14 protein-coding genes are annotated in these 23,472 nt (G+C 39.2%); 3 read left to right on the top strand and 11 right to left on the bottom strand.

All coding sequences use genetic code 11. The annotated features are described in order from the left end of the window. Positions 1–30: 30 nt before the first annotated feature. From ilvB to WAE64_RS04375, 6 genes are all read right to left on the bottom strand, one after another. Positions 31–1,791 (bottom strand): biosynthetic-type acetolactate synthase large subunit, encoded by a 1,761-nt coding sequence (gene ilvB, locus WAE64_RS04350; RefSeq protein WP_340234972.1) that lies wholly within the window; start codon positions 1,789–1,791, stop codon positions 31–33. 45 nt (positions 1,792–1,836) lie between these two features. Further along, positions 1,837–2,565: an FkbM family methyltransferase gene (locus WAE64_RS04355; RefSeq protein ID WP_340234974.1), complete on the bottom strand. Its 729-nt coding sequence runs from the start codon at positions 2,563–2,565 to the stop codon at positions 1,837–1,839. Between the two features lie 9 nt (positions 2,566–2,574). Beyond that, complete coding sequence (gene ilvD / locus WAE64_RS04360) at positions 2,575–4,254, bottom strand: dihydroxy-acid dehydratase (RefSeq protein ID WP_340234976.1); 1,680 nt, start codon at positions 4,252–4,254, stop codon at positions 2,575–2,577. A 319-nt stretch (positions 4,255–4,573) separates the two neighbouring features. Continuing rightward, positions 4,574–5,473 carry an MBL fold metallo-hydrolase gene (locus tag WAE64_RS04365; RefSeq protein WP_340234978.1) on the bottom strand — a complete coding sequence of 300 codons (900 nt, stop codon included), beginning with the start codon at positions 5,471–5,473 and terminating at the stop codon, positions 4,574–4,576. Positions 5,474–5,508: 35 nt separating this feature from the next. Then, positions 5,509–6,321, bottom strand: a complete 813-nt coding sequence (locus WAE64_RS04370; protein WP_340234980.1) for an MBL fold metallo-hydrolase — start codon at positions 6,319–6,321, stop codon at positions 5,509–5,511. A 45-nt stretch (positions 6,322–6,366) separates the two neighbouring features. After that, positions 6,367–9,570: a serine hydrolase domain-containing protein gene (locus WAE64_RS04375; RefSeq protein WP_340234983.1), complete on the bottom strand. Its 3,204-nt coding sequence runs from the start codon at positions 9,568–9,570 to the stop codon at positions 6,367–6,369. A 361-nt stretch (positions 9,571–9,931) separates the two neighbouring features. Here WAE64_RS04375 and lon point away from each other — a divergent pair, with 361 nt between their 5' ends. Continuing rightward, a complete protein-coding gene (gene lon / locus WAE64_RS04380; protein WP_340234985.1) occupies positions 9,932–12,418 on the top strand; it encodes an endopeptidase La in 2,487 nt (828 codons plus the stop codon). A gap of 58 nt (positions 12,419–12,476) precedes the next feature. On the opposite strand, the gene WAE64_RS04385 is transcribed toward lon, so the two are convergent. Beyond that, positions 12,477–13,355, bottom strand: coding sequence for a DNA-3-methyladenine glycosylase family protein (locus WAE64_RS04385; protein WP_340234987.1), 879 nt, complete (start codon positions 13,353–13,355; stop codon positions 12,477–12,479). A gap of 338 nt (positions 13,356–13,693) precedes the next feature. Between WAE64_RS04385 and WAE64_RS04390 the strand changes: the two genes are divergently transcribed. Continuing rightward, the gene (locus tag WAE64_RS04390; RefSeq protein ID WP_340234989.1) at positions 13,694–15,943 is read left to right on the top strand and encodes a GEVED domain-containing protein; all 2,250 of its coding nucleotides are present in this window, start codon (positions 13,694–13,696) and stop codon (positions 15,941–15,943) included. Between the two features lie 87 nt (positions 15,944–16,030). Here the strand turns inward: WAE64_RS04390 and WAE64_RS04395 are convergent, their stop codons facing one another. Continuing rightward, positions 16,031–17,302 (bottom strand): hypothetical protein, encoded by a 1,272-nt coding sequence (locus WAE64_RS04395; protein WP_340234991.1) that lies wholly within the window; start codon positions 17,300–17,302, stop codon positions 16,031–16,033. A gap of 127 nt (positions 17,303–17,429) precedes the next feature. Here WAE64_RS04395 and WAE64_RS04400 point away from each other — a divergent pair, with 127 nt between their 5' ends. Next, entirely contained in the window at positions 17,430–18,494 is a 1,065-nt protein-coding gene (locus WAE64_RS04400) for a 3-keto-alpha-glucoside-1,2-lyase-like domain-containing protein (protein WP_340234993.1), read from the top strand. Between the two features lie 82 nt (positions 18,495–18,576). Here the strand turns inward: WAE64_RS04400 and WAE64_RS04405 are convergent, their stop codons facing one another. The 3 genes from WAE64_RS04405 to WAE64_RS04415 all read right to left on the bottom strand — a co-directional run bounded on the left by WAE64_RS04405 (position 18,577) and on the right by WAE64_RS04415 (position 22,703). After that, complete coding sequence (locus WAE64_RS04405; protein WP_340234998.1) at positions 18,577–19,083, bottom strand: hypothetical protein; 507 nt, start codon at positions 19,081–19,083, stop codon at positions 18,577–18,579. A gap of 235 nt (positions 19,084–19,318) precedes the next feature. Beyond that, positions 19,319–20,023 carry an outer membrane lipoprotein-sorting protein gene (locus tag WAE64_RS04410; protein ID WP_340235004.1) on the bottom strand — a complete coding sequence of 235 codons (705 nt, stop codon included), beginning with the start codon at positions 20,021–20,023 and terminating at the stop codon, positions 19,319–19,321. Between the two features lie 106 nt (positions 20,024–20,129). Then, entirely contained in the window at positions 20,130–22,703 is a 2,574-nt protein-coding gene (locus tag WAE64_RS04415) for a TonB-dependent receptor (protein ID WP_340235007.1), read from the bottom strand. Positions 22,704–23,472 lie beyond the last annotated feature (769 nt).

Genomic DNA, 23,472 nt, shown 5'->3' on the forward strand with positions numbered 1-23,472 from the left:
ACTAAATCGCTCATTCACTAAATCACCCAATTATTCCAGTCGTATTTCTGATACACTTGTACCAGCCGGAACCATCGGGAATACGTTTTCTTCTTTTTCTACTAATACCTCTAATAAATAAGCTTTATCAGATTTAAGTAAGGTATCAAGCGATGCACTAAGATTCTCTCTTTCTGAGCAAGTGTGCCCTTCAATACCAAAGCCTTTGGCAATAGTAATGAAATCAGGGTTTTTTAGCTCAACGAACGAGTAGCGATTATCGAAGAACAATTGCTGCCATTGCCGTACCATGCCCAGATAATTGTTGTTAAGGATAATCATCTTTACGGCAAGGCCACTCTGTGCAATAGTACCAAGTTCCTGAATGGTCATCTGGAAACAGCCATCACCAATGATACCTACTACTTCACGGTCTGGAGCACCCATCTTAGCACCAAACGAAGCCGGAATCGCAAAGCCCATAGTTCCTAAACCACCAGAGGCAATATAAGAATGAGGCTTACGGAATTGGTAATAACGTGCCGTTACCATTTGGTGTTGGCCTACGTCAACCACGATACAGGCTTCACCATTGGTTTTATCAGAGAGCATGGCTACAACTTCAGCCATTTTTATTTTGCCTTCGCCTTTTAAATCACGAAGTGTTACTTTCTCATGTTCTTTTGCATCAAGTTTTCTGAATTCGTTCTTCCATGCCGAAAAATCTCCTTTTTTAACCAAAGGCATAAGCAATTTCAAGGCTTCTTTCGCATCACCTACAACAGGGGCTTCGGTCTTCTTGATTTTCTCGATTTCAGAAGGGTCAATTTCTATATGAATAATTTTGGCTTGCTTAGCAAACTTAGTAGAATCACCTGTTACACGGTCATCGAAACGCATACCAATCGCAATCAAAACATCGCATTGGTCGGTCATAACGTTAGGTGCATACATACCGTGCATACCCAGCCAACCCATGTAATTCGGATGGTCAATAGGCATACCCGAAAGTCCTAATAAAGTACTTGCACACGGAATATCAGTTTTTTCTACAAATTCCAATAGCTCTGGTACTGCTTCGGCTATTAACACACCATGACCGAACAAGATGTATGGACGCTTTGCTTTATTAATCAGTTCGGCTGCCTTTTCTATCTGGTCTTGTTTCGGAACAATACGAGGGCGATAAGTAACCAGTTTGTTTATTTTTTTATACTCAAACTTTTCAGTCATTTTACTAGCCTGCGCATCACGGGTGAAATCAATCACTACCGGGCCAGGCTTACCAGCTTGAGCAATATAAAAAGCTTTGGCCATTACTTCAGGTACTTCGTCGGCGCTGGTAATCTGGTAGTTCCATTTACAAACAGGGGTTGTTACGCCAATCATGTCTGTTTCCTGAAAAGCATCAGTACCTAACAACGTTGATTTTACCTGACCTACAATACAAACCAATGGAGTACAATCAATGATAGCATCGGCAATAGGTGTAATAAGGTTGGTACCTCCCGGGCCTGAGGTTACCAGGCAAACCCCTGTACGGCCACTTACACGAGAATAGCCTTGTGCGGCGTGTCCAGCACCTTGTTCATGGCGAACCAGAATGTGGTTAAGGCGGTCGATGTAATCATAGAGGGCATCATAAGTTGGCATGATAGCCCCACCCGGATAACCAAAAATGGTATCTACTCCTTCGGCTAGCAAACACTCCATCATTGCTTGTGCACCAGAAAGGAAGTCTTTCTTTTGAGGTTGCTCAAGATTGATAGAAAAGGTTTCTTGTTTGGCTTCCACTTCTAATAAATTTCCCATGTCAGAATGGTTTTTAAAGTATCATTGATTGTTGTAAGTCTTCTATTAATGCTTTTGCTTTTTTATAAAGATTCCCTCGCCTTGCATCAGTCTTCCGTTTTTAGGGTCTTTCAGTTCGGGCAATATTGTAAAAAGCTCAAAACCTAATTCGTCTAATTTGCTGATAACCTCATTGTATAGCGGCCCTTGCTCATATAAAGGCACAAATGAGATTTCGGCCTGAATCACATTAATGTAAGGCAATACGGCGCTTGCGCCTGCCAGTACATTCAACTCATAACCCTGTACATCAATTTTCAGATAAATAGATTTATACTGTTGGGCTATTTCGGGCGTGATTACCTCGTCTAATCGTTTAATCTGAATTGTCTCAGTAGCCTGATATGCTGTGTCGGGTGCTAAATCTGTATGATTTTTATGCATCCCGAGCAAAGAGCTACTCGCAAAGTTCCCTGCAATGTTAATAGTCAGTTCTTCGTTTTTGATACCAAAACCCATATTATGGCATATCCATTTAGGGTCTTTGTCGGCATTAGCCTTAAGCTTTTCGAAACTGGCTTTAATGGGTTCGAACGATATAATCTCGCCTTTGTATCCCATCTCTCTGGCTTCTGCTCCGTAGGTTCCTACAAATCCGCCTACATCAACCAATAAATCAACTTTGTGGTTTTCTAATAATTGTTTGATTAAGGCGAATGGAGAGTTCATGACATTGAAGCGACGAATCTCCATATTCAAGTACTTACGGGCAAACTTCTTTATAAAATCATCCATATTTCTTAATTATAAGTCTGTTACGCAACCTTCGCTGGCCGAGCTAACATTCTTGATATATTTCCTTAGTACTCCTCTCTTAAATGGCGATTCTGTTGGTTGCCAAGCTGCTCTGCGCACTGCAAGTTCTTCGTCAGATACGTGCAGAACCAATTTATTTTCAATGGCATCAATCGTAATTTTATCGCCATCTTTTACCAAGGCAATAGTGCCACCATCATACGCTTCTGGTGTTACGTGACCTACCACAAAACCGTGTGTACCACCTGAGAAACGGCCGTCGGTAATCATGGCTACTGAGTCACCTAAGCCTGCACCCATTACGGCTGAAGTTGGTTTTAGCATTTCTGGCATTCCGGGGCCACCTTTAGGGCCTTCGTTACGAATTACCAATACATGGCCTGGTTTAACTTCGCCTTTGCTTAAAAATTCTATTACGTCTTCTTCACGCTCGCATACTTTGGCAATACCTTCAAATTTCTCACCTTCTTTACCTGTAATTTTAGCTACTGCGCCTTTTTCGGCAAGGTTACCATACAAAATCTGTAAGTGACCTGTTGCTTTAAGCGGGTTGGTAACCGGGCGAATCATGTTTTGTGTATCGAAATCTAAGTCAACTACATCTTCAAGATTTTCGGCTACTGTTTTACCTGTAATAGTCATACAATCGCCGTGTAATAATCCGCATTTCAACAAATACTTCATTACTGCAGGTACACCACCTATGGCAAGCATATCTTCCATGTAGTATTTACCAGATGGTTTCAAGTCGCCCAAAAGTGGAGTGCGGTCTGAAATAGCCTGCACATCGTCTAATGTAAACTCAATACCTGCCGACGAAGCAATTGCCAGATAGTGTAATACCGCATTAGTTGAACCACCAAGTGCCATTACTACTGCAAGTGCATTTTCGAAAGCCTTACGGGTCATGATGTCACGTGGGAGAATTTGTTTTTCTAGCAAGTTTTTCATCGCTGCGCCAATAGCCACACATTCTGCTTTTTTGCCTTCGTGTGTTGCAGGGTACGATGAGCTGTTTGGTAAACTCATGCCCATTGCCTCAATAGACGATGCCATTGTGTTGGCTGTGTACATACCACCACAAGCACCTTGACCCGGAATCGAGTTCTGGATAACTCCTTTGTAATCTTCGTCAGATATATTGTTGGCGAACTTCTTGCCTAATGCTTCGAAAGCCGAAACGATGTCAAGTTTTTGTCCGTGATAATGTCCTGATTTTACTGTACCGCCATATACCAATATAGCAGGGCGATTCAAACGGGCTATGGCCATCATGGCACCCGGCATATTTTTATCACAACCTACTACCGTAATCACACCATCGTACCATTGTGCCGAAACCACATCTTCAATCGAATCTGCAATAATATCACGGCTTGGTAACGAATAACTCATGCCATCGTTACCGTTGGTCATACCGTCAGATACGCCAATGGTATTAAAAATCAGCCCCACCATGTTGTTTTCCTGCACACCTTTCTTTACATGTACTGCAAGTCCGTTAAGGTGAATGTTACAAGGGTTACCTTCGTAGCCAGTGCTGGCAATTCCAATCTGAGGCTTTGCCATGTCTTCTTCTGTCAGGCCAATGGCATAAAGCATGGCTTGCGCAGCAGGATTTGTTACTTCTTGCGTGAGTGTTCGACTGAATTTGTTTAGAGTGGTCATTGTTGATTATTGATATATTATAGTCGTAAACCGTATTTTGTTCATAAAAAAGCCTTCTGCACTAAGTGAAGAAGGCTCAGGTCATGGTCGTGCGTCCTTCTTCACGGCTAGTCTAGCAGGAGAATAATTGGGACGATAATGACGTTATTATGATTCATAAATAAATTTCTCTAGTTGCGAATTTTCGCTATATGCGAATCATTTCTATACAAATGTAAGAGAAACGCTTTTTTAAATCCAAACTTTTTGAAATAAAATTTTGAAATTAGTTATTTATTGTACTTTTCCTAGGCTGATTTGTGGCATTCCCAAGAATTTATTACTGCCCGGTAATCTCTTCATAAGTCGATTGCAGGCTTCGTTGAATGCCATCGCCTTGCATTTCGCTTACACCCGGAATAGCCGTTGTCTTCAGAATTTCCTCTTTTGTTTTACCTGCTTTCACTTCGGCTTCTACAAAATTCCATAGTTTAGATAGGTAGTCCTGAAACACCCTTATGTCGTCTTTATTGCCTGTTATTTTCTCTGGGTCAAACGCATGACCGAATACAAAAAGCGTCTGATTATCGAAAGTAGCTAGTGCTTTGTCAAGCACCGAAACCCAGTTTTTTACAGAGGCACCTGCTGACCGGTCAACAAACGGATAGCGACGATTGAAGAGCAAGTCGCCCATGTGTACAATATTGGCATGTTCGAAATGAATCAGGCTATCGCCGTTGGTGTGGCCTGCGCCAAAGTAATGGGCTTTTATGCTTTCATTGCCCACTTTTTGCTTCCATGTATCTTTAAAAGTTACATCAGGATAAAGCTGTTTGTCTTCTGTTTTGCTTTTTTCGGCGCTTGCTTTCTGGTTTTTCAAAGAGTTTTCGTGAGCAACTACGTGTTCGGCAATGCCTTTAAATGAAATGTTACCGCCAGAATGGTCGCCATGATGATGGGTGTTGATTAAGAGTTGAATAGGTTTATCTGATAGCTTTTTCAGCTCACCAATCAGATGATTTGACTGTTCAGGGAATTGAGAATCTACTACGGCCAAGCCTTTTGGGGTGATGAGATAAGCTATTGTACCGCCTCTTTCAGTAAAAACACCTACGCCACCACGTAAGTCTTTCATTTTGTAAGGGTTTTCGGCAAGCATAGCAGCTAACAATTCTTTACCCGATAGAGTAAAGGCACCAAGGGTTAAGCCCGAAGCCTGAATAAAATTTCTACGATTCATGGTTTAAAAATTATGTTAAGTGTATAGAGGTATTGTTATTCGCTACTAATGGCCGCTTCTACCATGTGTTTTACCGAGACATCGTTCGATACCAGAATTCTAATCAGGTGTTTTTCACGCAAGTTCATGGCTTTAATGATTTCTTTTGCCGATAAGCCTTCCTGATGCAGATTCCGTACGGTTCCGCCAAAATCTTCAAAATACTGCAATTTAGCCTGCATTTGTTGCTTGCCATCTTTCAGCCGTGGGTGGTGCCCACAGAAAAGTACGTCGAAATCGTACTGCAATATCTTTTTAAAAGATTCTACCTGTTGCCAGAATTTCTCTCCTTTTCTGAAAATTCTGATTTTAATGCCTACGAATAAATCGCCGGAAAAAAGCCAGCCTTTGTCTGGTTCTAAAAAGACGGTGTGGTCGTCGGAGTGCCCGGGTGTATGAATGGGCACAAGTTTATGGTGTGAGGTTTCAATAGTTGATGGGAAAATGTGTATGTGCTTTGTATAAGGTGTTATGTGGCCAAAAAGTACTCTTTCGTATGGGTATAACTCAAATCCTGCTTTTACTTTTTCCTGTGTAATGGGGTGAGCAAGTACTTCTGCCTGATGCTCGTATGCAAGTTTTGCTACATTGCCTGAGTGGTCTTCGTGGAAATGTGTTAGCAGAATCTTTTCGATGTTTTTGTGCTGAAAACTGGTGCTTACTTTCTCCTGGCAACGAGCCTGTGCAGTATCGATTAATACATTGTCTAAAACAAAACAGTACACATTAAACCAAGGTTTGCCGATAGGAGCATATCCAAACCGGAACAGCTCTACATCGGCAAACTTTTTGTATTTAAGATATTGCATTTTTCTAAGAAATAAGCCCTTACGTATATAGCAAAATGAGCCATATTACTTCACTATTTTATAAATTTCGTCGCCTATGGCTGTTCTGAGATTCAAAGTGCTAATCTTGGTATTGTCACGAGTCGGGTAAACTCTGTTCGACAAAAACACGTAGGCAAAGTTGTATTTAGGGTCAACCCATACAAATGTACCGGTAAAGCCAGAGTGCCCGTAACTCTCGGGTGTAGCCAGCGTAGGGCCATTAGCAACCTTAGGGTTGAAGTCTATTTTATCAAAAGCAATAGCTCTGCGGTTTTTCAGTTCAGGGAACTGATATTTGGTGCATTCTTCTACTACTTCGGGCTTAATAAACTGTGTGCCGCCGTAGCTTCCTTTTTGCAGGTACATCTGCATGAGCTTCATTAAATCGTTGGCATTACCAAATAAACCCGCATGACCCGAAACACCATCAAGCATTCCTGCGCCTTCATCATGCACACGGCCATGTATCAGGGTTTTTCTGAATAGAGTATCTCTTTCACTAGGTACTATCTGTGATTTCGGATAAAAGCGCAGTGGATTATAAGTTAACGTAGTAGCACCTAATTGTTTATAGGTTTGTTTCAGGTAGTCTTCCCACGGCATACCTGTTATGCGAGGCATAAAAGTTGGGTAAGCATAATAATGCAAGTCGCTGTAAACATAGCCTTGTTCTGGTTTTACCGGAGAATCTTTGATTGCTTTAAAAATCGTCTCTCTGTAATCTTTATGTAGCCATAGACTATCGGTTACTTGTACCGTGAAATCAGCCGATGGTTTGGTTGAAAGTGTGTTTTTCTTCCATACCAATGTGGCAGGCGAGAGGGTTTCTTTCCACAAAGTTTTATCTTCTTTAATGGCTTTCATGAGCATAGCGTTGTATTTCTTTTTGCTCATCAAAAACCTCTTTTTGTATTTCTGTGCGTATTTTGCATCAAATACCGGACTGTTTTTTACACTTTTTACTGAATCAATAGCATCCATCCAGAACGGAATCCAGGCTTTTAAGCCAGACTTATGCGTGAGCATATCTCTGAATCGTAAATCAGCTTTGTTTGAATTATCAAATTCGGTGTAGTAATCTTTGAAAGTTTTATCTAAATCAAACTTATCAATACTCATCAACTGCATTACTGCCAATAAAGAGGTACTCACTTTGGTTACAGATGCTAAATCATATAGGTCTGTCAGCTTAACTTTGCCGCTTGATACCTTGTTGCTTGGGGCTGTCAGAACAAGGTTCGAGCTATTGCTTTTTACCTTTTCGTCCATCACATCGTTTTTGCTATCAGCTTTTAGCACCAAGTCATTATATTCGTTTCTGCCTGCTTTGGCTGCTTCGTAAGTATGGTATCCAAAGGCTTTATGATAAATCACACGGCCATCTTTGGCTACTTCTAATACTGCTCCCGGATACGCTTTTTCTTTTATGCCAAGATTTACTACTGAGTCCATTTTGGCATTGAATACTTCACTACTTAAACCAACCATTTCGGGCACGCCGTAAGCAAGGCGACCGATGGCTTTTGTCTGAATGCTCAACTCTAGTTTATAGCGTTCATTAACAGTTACGGGCAATTTACCAATAAACGGGATAGCTCCAAAAATGGCTTGGGCCGAAGCATCTTCCATATAATTGGTTAGTTGATATGCCATTACTACGGCTTTTGCTTTATCTAAATCTTCAAATTTATCAAGCGTATAAGGGTTGCCAAATAGTGTAACTACTGCTTTGCCAGTATTAGCAAAGGCTTTTACCGCTTTTTTGTTGGCATCGGTTACGCCATATTTAGCTGCAGGGCGAATGTTGTTGAGGTGAACACCAACTACTATCAAATCATGATTTTTGGTTTGCTCTAATACTCGGTTAATAGTAGAATCAGGTGCATTGGCCGGAATCAGAAAGTTATCAACACTTGTATAGTTGCTTGCCATTTTCTGGAAAACCGTTAGCTGGCTTGCATCTATTGAAACTACTGCAATTTTTTTGGTCAGGTCTTTTACAGGCAGAATACTCTCTTCGTTTTTTACCAGAGTAACCGAAGCCTCAGCAAACTGGCGGTTCAATACATCAGAATTAACAGTGTTAAGGTCTTTAATCAGGTTTTCGATTTGAATTGGTTTGTAGCGGTGGAGACCTACCCACGATTTAGCCATCAGGATTCTCTTAACCCGAAAATCAATTTCTTCCATCGAAATTTCTTTGTTCTGGATAGCAGCCTTAATAGCAGCTATGGCTGCGGGTACATCTTCAAAAGTTTCCAGAATATCGTTGCCTGCCAGAATGGCTTTAACATTGGCTTGTCCGTTCGGGAAATACTTTACTGCGCCTTGCATATCCATAGCATCGGTAAATACCAAGCCTTTAAACTTTAAATCTTTGCGCAGTAAATCGGTTACAATATTCTTCGATAGGGTAGAGGCCAGGTTTTTGGTGGAGTCTAACGACGGGATGCTCAGGTGGGCGGTCATAACACCACTTAGCCCGCTATTTATTAGGGTTTGATATGGAAATAACTCAATATCGTTCAAACGTTTTTTATCATGCGCAATCAATGGTAAATCATAGTGTGAATCAACACCTGTATCACCATGCCCCGGAAAATGCTTAGCCGATGTAAGAATGCGTTCGCTATTCATGCCTTGCATATAAGCCAATGCTTTGGTGGCTACATCATATTTATTTTCGCCAAAAGAGCGGAAGTTAATAACAGGGTTGTTGGGGTTGTTGTTTACGTCTACCACAGGCGCATAGTTTATATGAACCCCCATTCTGCGGCATTGGCGGCCTATTTCGGCACCCATCTCGCGTATATCTGCCTCTTTGCCTCGCATTGCTCCGAGTGTCATCTGATAAGGAAAGCGCACTGTGCTATCTAGCCTCATGGCTAAGCCCCATTCTAAGTCCATACCTATCAGCATAGGTACTTTCGATAGCTTCTGTAACTCATTTACAATACGTGCCTGTGTGGTAGGTTGGCCTGCAAAAAATACCAAGCCGCCCAGTTTATAGTCTTGCACCCATTTTTTGAGCTTATCAAAATTATATCCTTGCCCAGAGGTATTACCACGGGGCATCAGCAACTGGCCGATTTTTTCTTCCAAGGTCAGCGTATTAAAAACAGAATCCACCCAACGCTGGTTATAGTTAGTAAGGAAGTCGGGCGTTTTTTGTGCAAATGTGGATAAGGTGTTGATAAGTAGAAAAACGAGCAACAATACTTTTTTCATGAGTTTACATTTTTGTCAGAATATAAGTCAAAATAAATCAAAAAATGCCAATAATCCTTCAAGGTTTACTAAACGAGCCAATATTTAATGCGTTTGGGTTATTTTCATGCCATAATGCCATGTTAATTGAATTGGCATCAGGTTTGAAGTATAAAAAAAGCGAATAAATTTTTTTATTATTCAAAACGTTTAGTACTTTCACTCTGACAATCTGGCAGATACGTATATACTACAAATGGCCATTTTTAGATAATTTTAGAGGGTTAGTAAGCTTTTAAATAATAATCAGACTTTGCTGTACAGAATTAATGATTTCTTCGTCTAAAAAGAAATCGCATAAATGAACCTAAATTTGTGGTACATGAATCGTGAACTAATCTCTAGCCTAGTAATGGCACGCCAAGACGTAGAAAACGTTGAAATGATAGAAATCGCTTCACCCGATGAAGTGATGGAAAATGAAAATAATTTACCAACAGAATTATCGCTTCTTTCGCTAAGAAATACTGTTTTGTTTCCTGGTATTGTGATACCTGTTACGGTTACCAGGGCTAAATTTATTAAAATGGTTAAGAAAGCCTATCGCAACGATAAAACTATCGGTGTTGTAGCGCAAATACGCCATACGCCTAACGAACCGGCTCCTGAAGATTTATATAAAGTAGGTACAATTGCTACTATCTTAAAAATGATAGTGTTGCCTGATGGAAACGTAACCGTGATTATTCAGGGGCGTCGCCGTTTTGAGGTAATAAATTATACACAAACCGAACCACATTTAAGTGCTACGGTAAAATATATTCCCGATAATTTTCCGAGTGTTCGTAAGAAAGAAGTAAAAGCATTAATTCAGAGTCTGAAAGAAGCTGCGTATAAAATTCTGAGCCTTAATCCGGAAATTCCGAAAGATGCACAAATGGCTATCAGTAATATTGATAGTCCGAGCTTTCTAACGCACTTCTTGTCTTCTAACCTCAACATCGAAATCAGCGAAAAGCAATTGTTGCTCGAAACTTTCGATGGAAGCGAGCAAGCACATAAATTGCTTGAGCACATGATGAAGGAGATTCAGGTGTTGGAAATAAAACGTGATATACAAAGCAAAGCAAGCCTTGATATTGACCAGCAACAAAGAGAATACTACCTACGCCAGCAAATAAAGGTGTTGCAGGAAGAGCTAGGTTTGGAAACTCCTGACCAGGAAGTAGAAAAACTGCGAGCTAAAGGCGCAAAGAAAAAATGGAGCAAAGAAGCCAATGAGCATTTCAATAAAGAATTAAATAAAATTCTGCGGATGAACTCAATGGCACCTGAATACGGAGTATCGTTGACTTATGCCGAAACCATGATAGAATTGCCCTGGAACGAATATTCGAAGGATAATTTTGACTTGAAACGAGCTAAGAAAATATTAGATGCCGACCACTCAGGCTTAGAAAAAGTAAAAGAGCGTATCATTGAGTATTTGGCCGTATTGAAACTGCGCAGCGATATGAAAGCGCCTATTCTTTGCCTTTATGGCCCTCCGGGGGTAGGTAAAACCTCATTGGGTAAATCGATAGCTAAATCGTTAGGCCGCAACTATGTGCGTATGGCACTGGGTGGCTTGCACGATGAGGCAGAAATACGTGGACACAGAAAAACCTATATAGGCGCTATGCCTGGTAAAGTGATACAAAACTTACAAAAGGCCAAAGCATCGAACCCTGTATTTGTACTTGATGAAATTGATAAGGTTTCAAGAGATTTTCGTGGAGACCCATCTTCGGCTTTGCTTGAGGTGCTGGACCCAGAGCAAAACTCATCTTTCAAAGATAATTACCTTGAAGTTGATTACGACCTTTCGAAAATCTTGTTTATTGCCACAGCCAACTCTTTAGATAGCATTCAGCCGCCTTTAAGAGACAGGATGGAGATTATTGAGATTTCGGGTTATACGGTTGAGGAGAAAATAGAAATTGCTAAAAAGCACTTGGTGCCAAAGCAATTAGAACAACACGGTATTAAAGTAAAAGACCTGAAAATTGATGATAAGGCTATTCAGAAAGTAATTGAAGGCTATACAAGAGAGTCGGGTGTGCGTCGTCTGGAGCAACAAGTAGGTACTTTGGTGCGTAAAATAGCGAAGGCTATTGCCATGCAGGAAGAGTACCCTAAGCTTATAAAAGCAGACCATGTAGAAAAACTTCTGGGTGGGCCGATATTTGACCATGATTTGTATGAAGGCAATGAAACAGCAGGTGTAGTAACCGGCTTGGCCTGGACATCGGTAGGTGGAGATATTCTGTTTATTGAATCGAGCCTGAGCCGTGGCCGTGGACAATTGACTTTATCGGGGCAATTGGGTGATGTAATGAAAGAATCAGCAGTAACGGCACTTTCTTACCTTAAATCTCATGCCGAAGAAATAGGTATTGATTACCGTATTTTCCAGAATTACGATTTGCACGTGCACGTACCACAAGGTGCTGTGCCAAAAGATGGCCCATCGGCTGGTATTACTATGGTAGTTTCTATGGCTTCTATCTTTACACAAAGAAGATTGAAACCCAATCTGGCTATGACCGGTGAGATTACACTCCGTGGAAAAGTATTGCCAGTAGGTGGAATAAAAGAGAAAATTCTAGCCGCTAAGCGAGCAGGCATCAAGGAGATTGTAATGTGTTACAAAAACCGTAAAGATGTAGAGGAAGTTGGTGCTACTTATACACAAGGGCTCACTTTTCACTATGTAGATTATGTACAAGAGGTGCTTGACGTAGCCTTATTGCCAGAGCAAGTAGATAAACCAATGAAGTTTATATTGCCTGACGAAAAGAAAGAAGTGCAGCCGGCAGAAGTATTGTAACAAACCGTTTGAATAGATAATAGTATGATAGCAGATGTGTTGAGCATCTGCTATTTTTTTATCCTAACAGCGAATGCCAGAAGTAAAAAGTGGCATAGCCACGCCAGCCAGCCCAAGGTTCTGCCATTTGGTGCAGCTCGGCAATAGTAGGTTTGCCTCCTAAGCTATACTGCGTTTTTACGGCATTGTGCAGGCCAACATCTTCTACCGGAAAGGCATCATAACTTTTCAGACTTTTCATCATCGAGTAATTGGCCGTCCAATTGCCTACGCCTTTAATGGCTACTAATTGTTGTTTGATTTCGTCATAAGAAAGCAAAGCCAGTGCTTGCTGTGAGAGCGAGCCTTCTGCAAATGCATTTGAAATATTGATAATATATTGTGCTTTGGCCCGGCTGAACTGGTGCGGCTGAAAGTCTTCAATAGTCAGCTTTGCTAGTCTTTCAGGAGTAGGTAAGGCATAGAAAGTTTCGCCTTGAAATGTGATGCTTTTGCCAAATGTATGCACTAGCCTTTGTTTTAAAGCATAAGCAAAATTGAGGTTGATTTGTTGCCCGATAACCGACCATACCAACGACTCAAACAGATTGGGCATGCCAACCATTCTGAGACCATGATACTTCTGGCAAAGCTGGTGTAAAACAGGGTCTTGTTGGGCTATTGCATAAAAGGTTTTCAGGTCGGCGTTGAGGTCAAACCAATCTTCGATATAATTTCTGACTACTTCTTGAACAGCAGGCGACTGATTATCGGTATGAATAACTGCAATAAGCCCATTATCGAAACTGATCGAGAACAGAACCAATTCGTTTTCTATTTCTAAAACTTTATATATAATATCGTCTTTAATGCTATGTAGGCACTCTTTCTCGTTTCGAGATAAAAATTTCAATAACTCTTTGTAACTAAACTCCTCGGGTGTGGGAATGTGTATCATCTTAAAATTGATAAATGAAATACGGATAAATATACTTTAACGATACAAATATCTGATAAGTATTTATGCCAGATAAATGGTGCGCTTGCACGAGGCAAGAATACCTGAAAATAATATTTTGATAATATTAAAAATAATAAATAATATGCTATAACTTCGTGGTTTATAGTATGTTATGTACAACGCCATGATAAAATCCTGCCTCATTATACTGTGTTTTTGAATTACTAACCTATTAGCAGTAGATGATTCTTGCGTATAGTTATGACGGTTTGTTGCTGGAATTTTACGAGTGAATGTTTTAATTTTTAATTCATTTATTTTAACAAACCAATACAATGAAAAAGACCCGGCCTTTGCTGATAGTGTTTTTACTATTTGCTGTGTATAGCCATGCCCAAAAAAATGTATATCATGAAGTAAACCTTGCAAAAAAAACGCATGCGGCTCTAAAACTTTCATCGCTTTTCCGAACACCTATTGCGGCTTCAAATACACAGAAAGCATTAGTAAGCAATAATTCAGCTGTTGAATTTTCGGTAAATAAAACAGAGTTGAAAAAGTTGAGCCAGCAACAAATCCCTTTTCTGAGCCTTACTATTCCGGCCTCTACACAAAATGCATTTGAACTAGAATTAATTCCCATCAATATCTATGGTCCTCAGTTTAGATTACTCAACGCCGAAAATCAGGAAGTTCCTTTCGTTAAATCTACGCATTATAAGGGTGTTGTTAAAGGGGACCCTAAGTCTTTGGTGGCACTAAGCGTTGGTAATGGAGAGATAAGCGGCTTTATTTCAAACAAAGATGGTAATTATGTATTAGGTAAACTCAAGAAATCAGAAAATTATGTTTTGTATAATGATAAAGATTTGCTGGACAAAAAAGCTTTTAACTGCGAAGCAATTGAAGAAAAAATTGCACAGGCTGCTGAGGTTGGCTCTTGCAGCACTGCCCCCGTTCGGGATACTACTGCGGCATGTAATCCGGTACTGATTCATCTGGAAGCAGACTACCAGATATTTAAAGACCAGGACTCAAGCATGGTAACAGCCACTAATTTTGTTACCCATTTATTTGCTCAGGTTGTGGTTTTATATGACCGTGAATGGATAAATATGCAGATTGCTGAACTTAAAATCTGGAACAGAAATGAGCCTTTTATGTCTCCTTGGACGGCTACCTTCCAACAAGTGTATCATGCTTTTGGCTATTATATCGCCGATTCTCTGGGTGGAAATTTTAATGGGCATATTGCACATCTATTGTCAGGTAAGCCCTTAGGTGGCGGCATGGGAGAAATAGACGTGTTATGTAGCAAAGGGTGGTCTGTAACAACAAGTGTTGGAGATACAGTAATAGAACTACCCACGTACTCAAGGGCTGTAAAAGTGATTACGCATGAAATCGGGCATAACTTAGGGTCATCGCACACAAATAGTTGCCGATGGCCTTGTGGTGCGCTTGATAACTGCTGGACAATTGAACCACGACCAGATGGAGGGAGATGTACTATGAGCCCATTCCCTGAGGTGAGAGGTACTATCATGAGTTACTGCGATATAGGCGGTGCTAGTATTGATTTGTATAATGGTTTTGGAATCTTGCCCGGAAATCTGATAAGACAAAAGGTGCAGGCATGTATGGGTAATACAAAACCTGCTGTTAACCTTTCGGCTATCAATGTGTATAGAAATACAGCGCATCTTTTATGGGAGCATCCGGTAGGAGAGGGCGACTACACCATTGAGTATAAACCAGCTTCATCTAGCACATGGATAAGTAAAGCAACAAATATAGAAGGGCTTATTGTTACAGGGCTTCTGTCAAATACTGCATACGACTGGCGTGTAAAAGTTGATTGTTCTCCGTATACTACTTCTACTTTTACTACTAATAATCAGCCACCGGTAGAATATTGTAAAACCAATTATACTTATTCTTGTGATACCTGGCCGGTAAAGATGATTGCTTTTCAGATTAATGATGTTTACTTTAGTCAAGAGTACGAATGTCTGCCTGCAGGCCAGCAACCGTTTAATTTTAAACCCATACGTAATCTAAATAAAGGGCAGGTGCAGAATTTTATTATCCATCCGGGTAGTGTAGGAGGGTCTTTTGTGCATGCATCTATCTGGATAGATTTTAATAAAAATGGTAGTTTTGAAACGACAGACAAAGTTTTTGTTACACAGGACTCAACTAATAGCGGTACTATTTCAGGCTCGTTTACAATTCCTGATTCGGTTGTTACACAGAAATACACCCGTATGCGAGTAATGTTGACAATGGACGAAAAGCCACTGGCTACTTGCGGTAATTATATTACCGGAGAAACAGAAGATTATTTAATAAATATTGAAGGTAATTGCCCTACAATTGTCTCTCTTTACAATCCTGTAAATAACATTGTGGCAGGTGGGCAAATAATACAGGCATTAGCTACGGGCGGAACGATTAATGCCACTAATCATATAGATGCTATTGGAACAATGGCTACTTATCAATCAAATGTTATTAATCTCTCGCCCGGCTTTAAGGCTGAAAAAGGTACGATATTTAAGGCTGAAACAGGAGGATGCAATTAACTATTTAGTGAATTGGTGATTTTGTGAATGAGTGATTAAGCGTATGTCGCCCAGCGAATATTTAATCATTTTAACTTAATCAAAAATTTAGAGCTTATCAATTTTTGTTTCTTTGATAATGCCATTGCCTTTAAAGATGAAGCCTATTTCTTTCAGTTCTCCAAGAGACTTGGTATAAGTAGTTTTAAATATCTCTTTACCGTTTAATTCTATACTCATGGCTTGCTTGGCATTTATTACTTTGATATTTTGCCAATGGTATATATTTGTGCCAAAGGCTGTTAAATCGAGCTTTTTGCCATCAAATGTCTTTTCGCTGATGCTGGTTTTAAGTTCACTTTCACAGCCTTTTGCACCAAGATTGATATACATATATTCGTATTGGCCTTTTATTAGTAGCGCAATACCGGGGCATACAATACCGGTAGAATCCATTTTGAAGTCAGAACTAAAAACAAAATTATTACCATCGATATTAAAATCACGGCTATCATGGAAAGTCAGAAAGAACGGCTCGCCAATGTTAATTTTATTATCAAGCAAAGCCTCTTTTCCAACACCTACAATACCATCAGAAAGCCAAAGAGTAGAAGGCAGTATTTTGTTTTCTAAAGTATTCTGATGTGCGGCAATTACCCAATCTTTGGTTTTTATATGTACCGGAATCTCTTTTATGATAGAATCATCGGCTATTAGTTTAGCCATGTAATACCCCGGTAGGTAATAAATATCTGTTTGTTTATAATTTCGTTTTGCTACTTCAACCCTGCGCCTTTGGTCCCACGATTGTTGAATATAGAACTTATGTGCATCAACCGAATCTACATTATAAGTAAACACTACGGTATTTGGCACTGTGCCATTAACCGATGTTTTAGCCGAAAACTGAATAGCAGCATGCGCTATGGTTTTTTTTGCAGAAATGCCTTTCAACACAAAAAAAGCAGCCAGAAATATAAGTAGTGCGGCTGCTGTTACCCATATATATGCCGCTTGTTGTTTATTACGCTTTTTTGGCTGAACAGGCACCGCTTCTTTAAGCTCTTCTAGCGATTCAGTACTTATTACCTCAACAGGCTTTGTAGAATTTAATTTTAAGCTTAGCCAATCGGTTGCATAAGCAATATGGCTAAGGGCATCTAAAGTGGCTATATGTGGCAGGCGGTTGTATTCGTTTCGCCAGATACGCTTTATAGTAGTAAGGCTTATTTTTACGCCTGATTTCTCTTCAATAAAAAATACCAGAAACTCATAATCTTTCTGGCTCCAGTTTTCGTGCCGGGCAAGTCCTGCCTTTTTACTTACTTCTTTTTTTAAAGTTTCTAATAATTGTTCGTCTATGTGGTTTATGTCGCTCATAGTCAGGCTTTTATCAAAACAATCGTAAAACAGTTGGAAAACAATTCAATCTTGTGAGCATAAATTTCTGCAAGCGCACTCATCTTGCGGCGTAAAAAATTATTACTCAAAATTTAATATAATTATTATGAAAATGCTCAAAATCAAGTCATTTATTGTTGCTACATTATTTATTTTTTCTCTTAGCCTACAAGCACAAAATACCCTGAAAGACTGGCAGGCGTTCTCAGAAAACAACGAGCCTGTGAGTTTGGCAGAGCAAACATACAAAGAAAAAACCTGTGTAAAACTTGATGGTAAAAAAGAAGCAATAGTTATTAACAAAGCTAAGAACTACCAGAATTTCAGGATAGAGTTTGATGTAGCTAGCCAAGTAATGGCAGGGGTGGGCTTTCATGTAAAAAATGAGCAAAACTACCAGTTCTTGTATTTCAGACCTGGCTATGGCGGCACACAAGAGGCTATTCAGTATATACCTATTTACAATGGTGGTTTAAGCTGGGTACTTTACCATTACCCCATCTACGAGGCTAAAACAGATATTAAATCATTAGAGTGGTTTCATGCGACTATTGAGGTACGAAACAAGATTCTGAAAGTATTTGTGAATCATAAGAAAGAGGCTGACCTAACTCTTACACTGCTGGACACTGATACTGAAAGTGGCAACATTTTATTAAGAAGTATGTTTGGCGATTCTTATTTTGCCAACGTCTATATACAGGAGATTCCGAAAACTATTACCGACTGGAGTATATCGGAGCAATTGCCTCGTGATAAATCTTACGATTACTCGGATGTGAAAAAAATGAAGACGTGGACTAAAATTAATGATAAGCGTGATGAAATGGTAAACCTGAAAAGATATTTTGAATACCCCAATGGCACAGTATTTACCAAAAAAACAGTTAGCTCTGATGCCGACAAGCCTCACTTACTGTATTTTGATTTTACCGGAAAACTACAGATTTTTCTGAACGGGAAAGAAGTATTTAACTACGCTAAATACAAACTCGACCGACTGGATAATTACGAAAACTGTATTGTGCTTGACTTCAAAAAAGGCGAAAACGAATTGGTCTTTATCATAGAAGGCGATGCCTTTGTATTTGGTAAAGGCTTTAACTCAATGGGTAGATTTCAACACCAGAACTGGGGATTTGTGGCATCGTTGGTAGAGAAAAACCGATAAGGTTTCAGATTAGCCACAATAAGTAATAAAGTTTCAAGAAGCATATTTGCTTCTTGAAACTTTAATGTTGTACATGTTGTAATCATCTTAAAAAGATGATAGGTTTCAGTTCTTTCTCAAATTTGCTGATAATTTGTGCAAGTTGTCCCTTTTGGCGGCTTTCAGCCCAACCTATATTTTCGTATAAAATACCCTCGTAATTGTTATCTAGCACCAAGCCGCTTTTATAGACTGTCGAATCGTTTTTTAGAATGTAGATATGGCTATCAATCTTTAGCGACTCGTAACCTGTACTATTAAATTCGCAGTTGCGTAACTGATTCAATACCTTACAGTCAGAAGACTTCAGTACTCTACTATTGGGGAAATTCGAGCTCGAGCTCATCAGGTCGCTAAAACCTATAACTACATAAGCTCTATAACCACCTTTTAGAAAATCAAATTGTTGGAATGGCTTGTTTTCATTTTGAATGCTTGTTAAGCTGTCTGGAATATTTTCATTTACAATAAAAGGATATAAGCCCAGATTATACAAAATCAACAAGCCTATACCAAGTATAGTAAAGGAAAGAATGATTATCCTCTTCATAGAATCATACAGTAAAAGTTTAGCTTATTGAAATAGTGTATTTCGTCAGCGCAATTCTATTCATTTTTTGGGGCAATACAAAAATAAAATTATCCATCGGTACCCTGTTTTTTGACGTATCCACTTAATATAATTTATAAAATACGAGTAAGTAATACCTATAAATGCCAGCGGCCCACCTGTAACAGGCGGGCCGCTGAAATAATTAATTCAATTAACTATTACTTATAATTTATCATTTTGGTCTTTTGAAAGTGTTTTCATCAACCGGAGCATTAATCTTAATTTTGTTTGTAATGAAGGCTATCGCTCCCATTTGTGAAACTATGTCCATCGTATAAGCAAACTTAATGCCGTCTACATCTTTATAATCAGAGAAACTGATTTCTGCTTCTTGTCCGTTGGCTGATGCTTTCGTTTTGGTTAGCAAATAAGTTTTGGCATCAATGTACTGGTCTATTACATCACCATCAGCAGTAGTAACTTTCAGGTGATAATTGTCTTTTTTCTCTACTTTTTCAGTACCAACCAGCTCTACTTTGTTTCCTTTTTCTTTATAGTTATAAAGTGGACCGAATGGGTCAAGCTGACCTTTCAACTGTTTTAGTTCATTAGCAGGCATATCTTGTGGTTCGCCTGTGCCACCCATCATTGTCGGGCGAATCATCCAGGCAGAAGTACCATCATAAGCTTGTACCATAGAGTTACCCATTACTGTTGACTCTGCGCGCACAGCTTTGTTAACAAGTAAAGTACTTACACTCGGAATCTCCATCCCTTGTACCGACAATGAGCGGTCGATAACAATAGTATTAACAGATTTTAGCTTTTCGGCACCGCCCATAGCTTCAATGTGTTTGTCTACAATTTCATCTACAGTTTGTGCAAAACTGCTCACCGAAATAAAGGCCGCTACTGTTGTAGCAAAAATTTTGTTCATTTTCATGTTAAGTCTAATTAAAGTGTATTCATTAAGTTTATTAAGGGTCTTTTCTTAGGTGCTCACGCTATTGTTATGAGCAAAGCGTGAGCGTATTTATTGGGTATTATCTTGGTTGGCCACCGCCTTGCGTGCCTCCACCTTGCGTGCCTCCGCCTTGTCCGTCGCTTTTCACGTCATCGTTATTTACCGAGCGGGCTTTTTTCTTAGGTGCATCAACTGTCATTTTACCAATTTTGTAAGTAAATGTTAAACGCACACCTCTGTTGTACATATATATGTTACTTACCTGGTTAAACTGTGCTGATTTCAACTCAGAATTAATGGTAAAGCGTTTGTTGAAGAAGTTTTCTCCGGCAAGACCCAAGCTACCTTTTTTGTTTTTAAATTCTTTCTTGATACCCACAGTGTAGAAGGCAAATCCGCCTTGGTTACCCTGTAATTGTACCTGATTACCTTGCATAAAACCAAATGCTTGCGCTCCCCAACCATTTTTGAATGTTGCTTGCGAAAACAAACCACCACTTATATTAAAGCCTGAGTTTGTAACTTTCTGTGATACGTTATCTACTCCCAGTACTTCTCCTGATAAGGTATTATAGATGATATTAGTAAATAGACCTACGTTAATTTTAGAAGTTACTGCAACGTTAGCAAAAATATTAGTACCATAAGCATGTTGGCGACCAATGTTTTTGAACGTGGTAATGATAGCACCCTCTAGCGTATCAGAAGGTACACGTACCTGCGTGATAGCATTGTTGGTTACACGGCCAAAGAACGACGCATTGATAAAAGTCTTTTTAATGTTTTTGCTCAATGTCAACTCAAAGTTATCTGTTATCTCTGGTTTTAGTGTTGGGTCACCTACAGTAATATTCTGAGGGTTGGCAGAGTTAAAGTTTGGGTTCAACTGTTGTAAGCCCGGGCGTTGGATACGTTTGTTATAACCCAGTTTAATAGTTGTACCTTTAATAGTTTTAGAAGCGTTGATACTAGGTACTAATACGCCGTAGTCTGCTACGCCAATTGGGCCACCTTCTTTTGTGCTGGCATCAATAAATGTATGTTCATAGCGCAAGCCACCTTTTAATGTATAGCGTTTTTTAGTAGTATAAGTATATGAGCTATAAGCCGCAGCAATATTTTGGTGGTAGGTTAATGCACCTTGTGGTTGGTTAATTTCGATAGAATAATTACCACTATTACCTGCTGCCATTAAGAACTTGTAATCACTTGTTACCTCTCTCAAAATTCCTTTTGCACCAAATTCGAGCATCTGGTTTTTTCTGATAGGTGTCTGATAATCACTTTGTAGTGTAAACTCCTGATTAATATTGCTATTGAGGTTACGCTGACGCCCCGTTAGCTCTCCATTAGAATTTATAAGGTTGGCATCAAAGTTATTATCAAGGTCGTTACGGCTATATAAAGTTGAGATACTCCATTCTTGTTGAGGTTTCTTGAATGTATGTAAGTAGTCAAGATTCACATCAACAGTTCCTGATAAGTTTTTAGCATCTAAATCTCTTCTGGAGCTTAATTCAGAATTAAGCACACCATTATTATATAAATTTGTAATAAGGTCTTGTTTGGTTGTAAAGTTACGTACACCATAGCGCACCCCAGCCGTAAGGCTTTGGTTTTTAGCAAGGTCATAATCGAAACCTAAATTATATTGTCCGAATAAGCCTTCGCTTGAGCCATCACCAGTTTGTCTTGTTAAAGTAGAAACTCCGTTTACAATACTTGTCTGGTCAAGCGATGATTTAGTAATAGTATTGTAAATACCACGGCCGAAACCACCTAGTGTTACACCACCTTTACCTTTTCTGTAGCTACCATTCAGGCCTAGCATAGAGCCTCTGTTACCCACACCACCATCTATATTAAGGCTTAGACCTTGGAGGTTATTCTTTTTAGTGATAATGTTAATGATACCGCCCGAACCTTCAGCGTCGTATTTAGCTGATGGGCTAGTAATTACCTCAACAGTTTTAATCTGGTCGGCCGGAATTTGCTTCAATGCATCAGCAACACTGCTGGCAATAATCGTACTCGGTTTGTTATTGATTAAAACTCTGATATTCTGGCTACCTCTTAAAGAAACATTCCCATCAAGGTCAACTGTCAATAGAGGTACTTTACGTAAAACATCTGCGGCATCGCCACCTTTAGCTGTAATATCTTTATCAGCATTATATACCAAGCGGTCAACTTTTTCTTCAATCAGCGCTGCTTGTCCCGTTACTGTTACTTCGTTCAACATTTTGGCACTGCTCGTAATCAAAACATTGCCAAGGTCTAGTTCTTGTCCTTTAGTCAATGTAACATCTATAGATTTTGAATTGTAGCCGATAAAAGTAATCTGAAGCGAAAAAGAACCTGCCGCTACTTTGTTAAGTGTAAATTTGCCCTTTTCGTCGGCCATAGTGCCATCTACCGGCTTGTTTGTGTTTTTATCAATCAGTGCAACACTCGCAAATTCAACACTTTTGTTAGTTGTCGAGTCTACTACCGTACCCGATATTTTACTGTTTCCTTTAGGAGTCTGGTCGCCTGCTGTACCTGGCAATGCTTTTTGAGTTGTACCACCACCCATCGGAAACTGAGCCATAGCAGGACTTAATGATGTAAAAATAGAAGCAATAAGAATAATAATTAGTTTACCTTTTTTCATGATTTAGTTTTTAACGAAACAAAATTGCGTCAGAAAACTAAATACTGAAACTGAAAAAGGATAAGTGTCATATTTAGGCTGATGAACATAGCATATTCCCCGATGAATGTTTTTCAACTTATTGCAATACAGATGTGGCTATACAATACTATAGTCGGAGAGTATTTTAAGCAGGATGATAGTATAGCAATATTGTCAATGTGGTTTTATAACAATTTGAGGAAGTGGTTTAAAAAAAATATAAAGTTTTAAATCCAGAAAGAGCAGTACTGCGTATATGAGGTTATATAAAAAAAAATCGTAAGATAGTATCCTACGATTTTCCGAGTTTAATATAACTTTTGCTTGTCGATCTACATGCCCTAGATCGACAACAAATTTTACAAATTTTCTTCGCAAAAACCAATAAAAAATCGCACAAAACGAAGTTATTAGACATTTTAGGATAAAAAGCCCTTTAAATAAGGGCTTTTTGCATAAAATTCTCTAAATTATAGAGGCCAACTATTGATTAATAAATTTTTTTAAATAATAGTCCTCTATTTATAAAAGGTAAGTGTTGTATAAAAACTGTGTTTAAAGCAGATTTTAGTTGCTTATATTTTTCTGTTTTTCATCTAAAAAACAAGTTTGGCAACAGAATTTCAGAATACCTATGTAGGTAGCAAATTGGAAAGAAATAAAAGCAACGTAATAAAAATATAAAAGCTTTGTTACCTTAAAGTAGTAGACGAGTCTAATTATGCAGGCTTGTTATATTTCTAACAAA

The sequence above is a fragment of the Emticicia soli genome, assembly GCF_037860775.1.
GTDB lineage: Bacteria > Bacteroidota > Bacteroidia > Cytophagales > Spirosomataceae > Emticicia > Emticicia soli.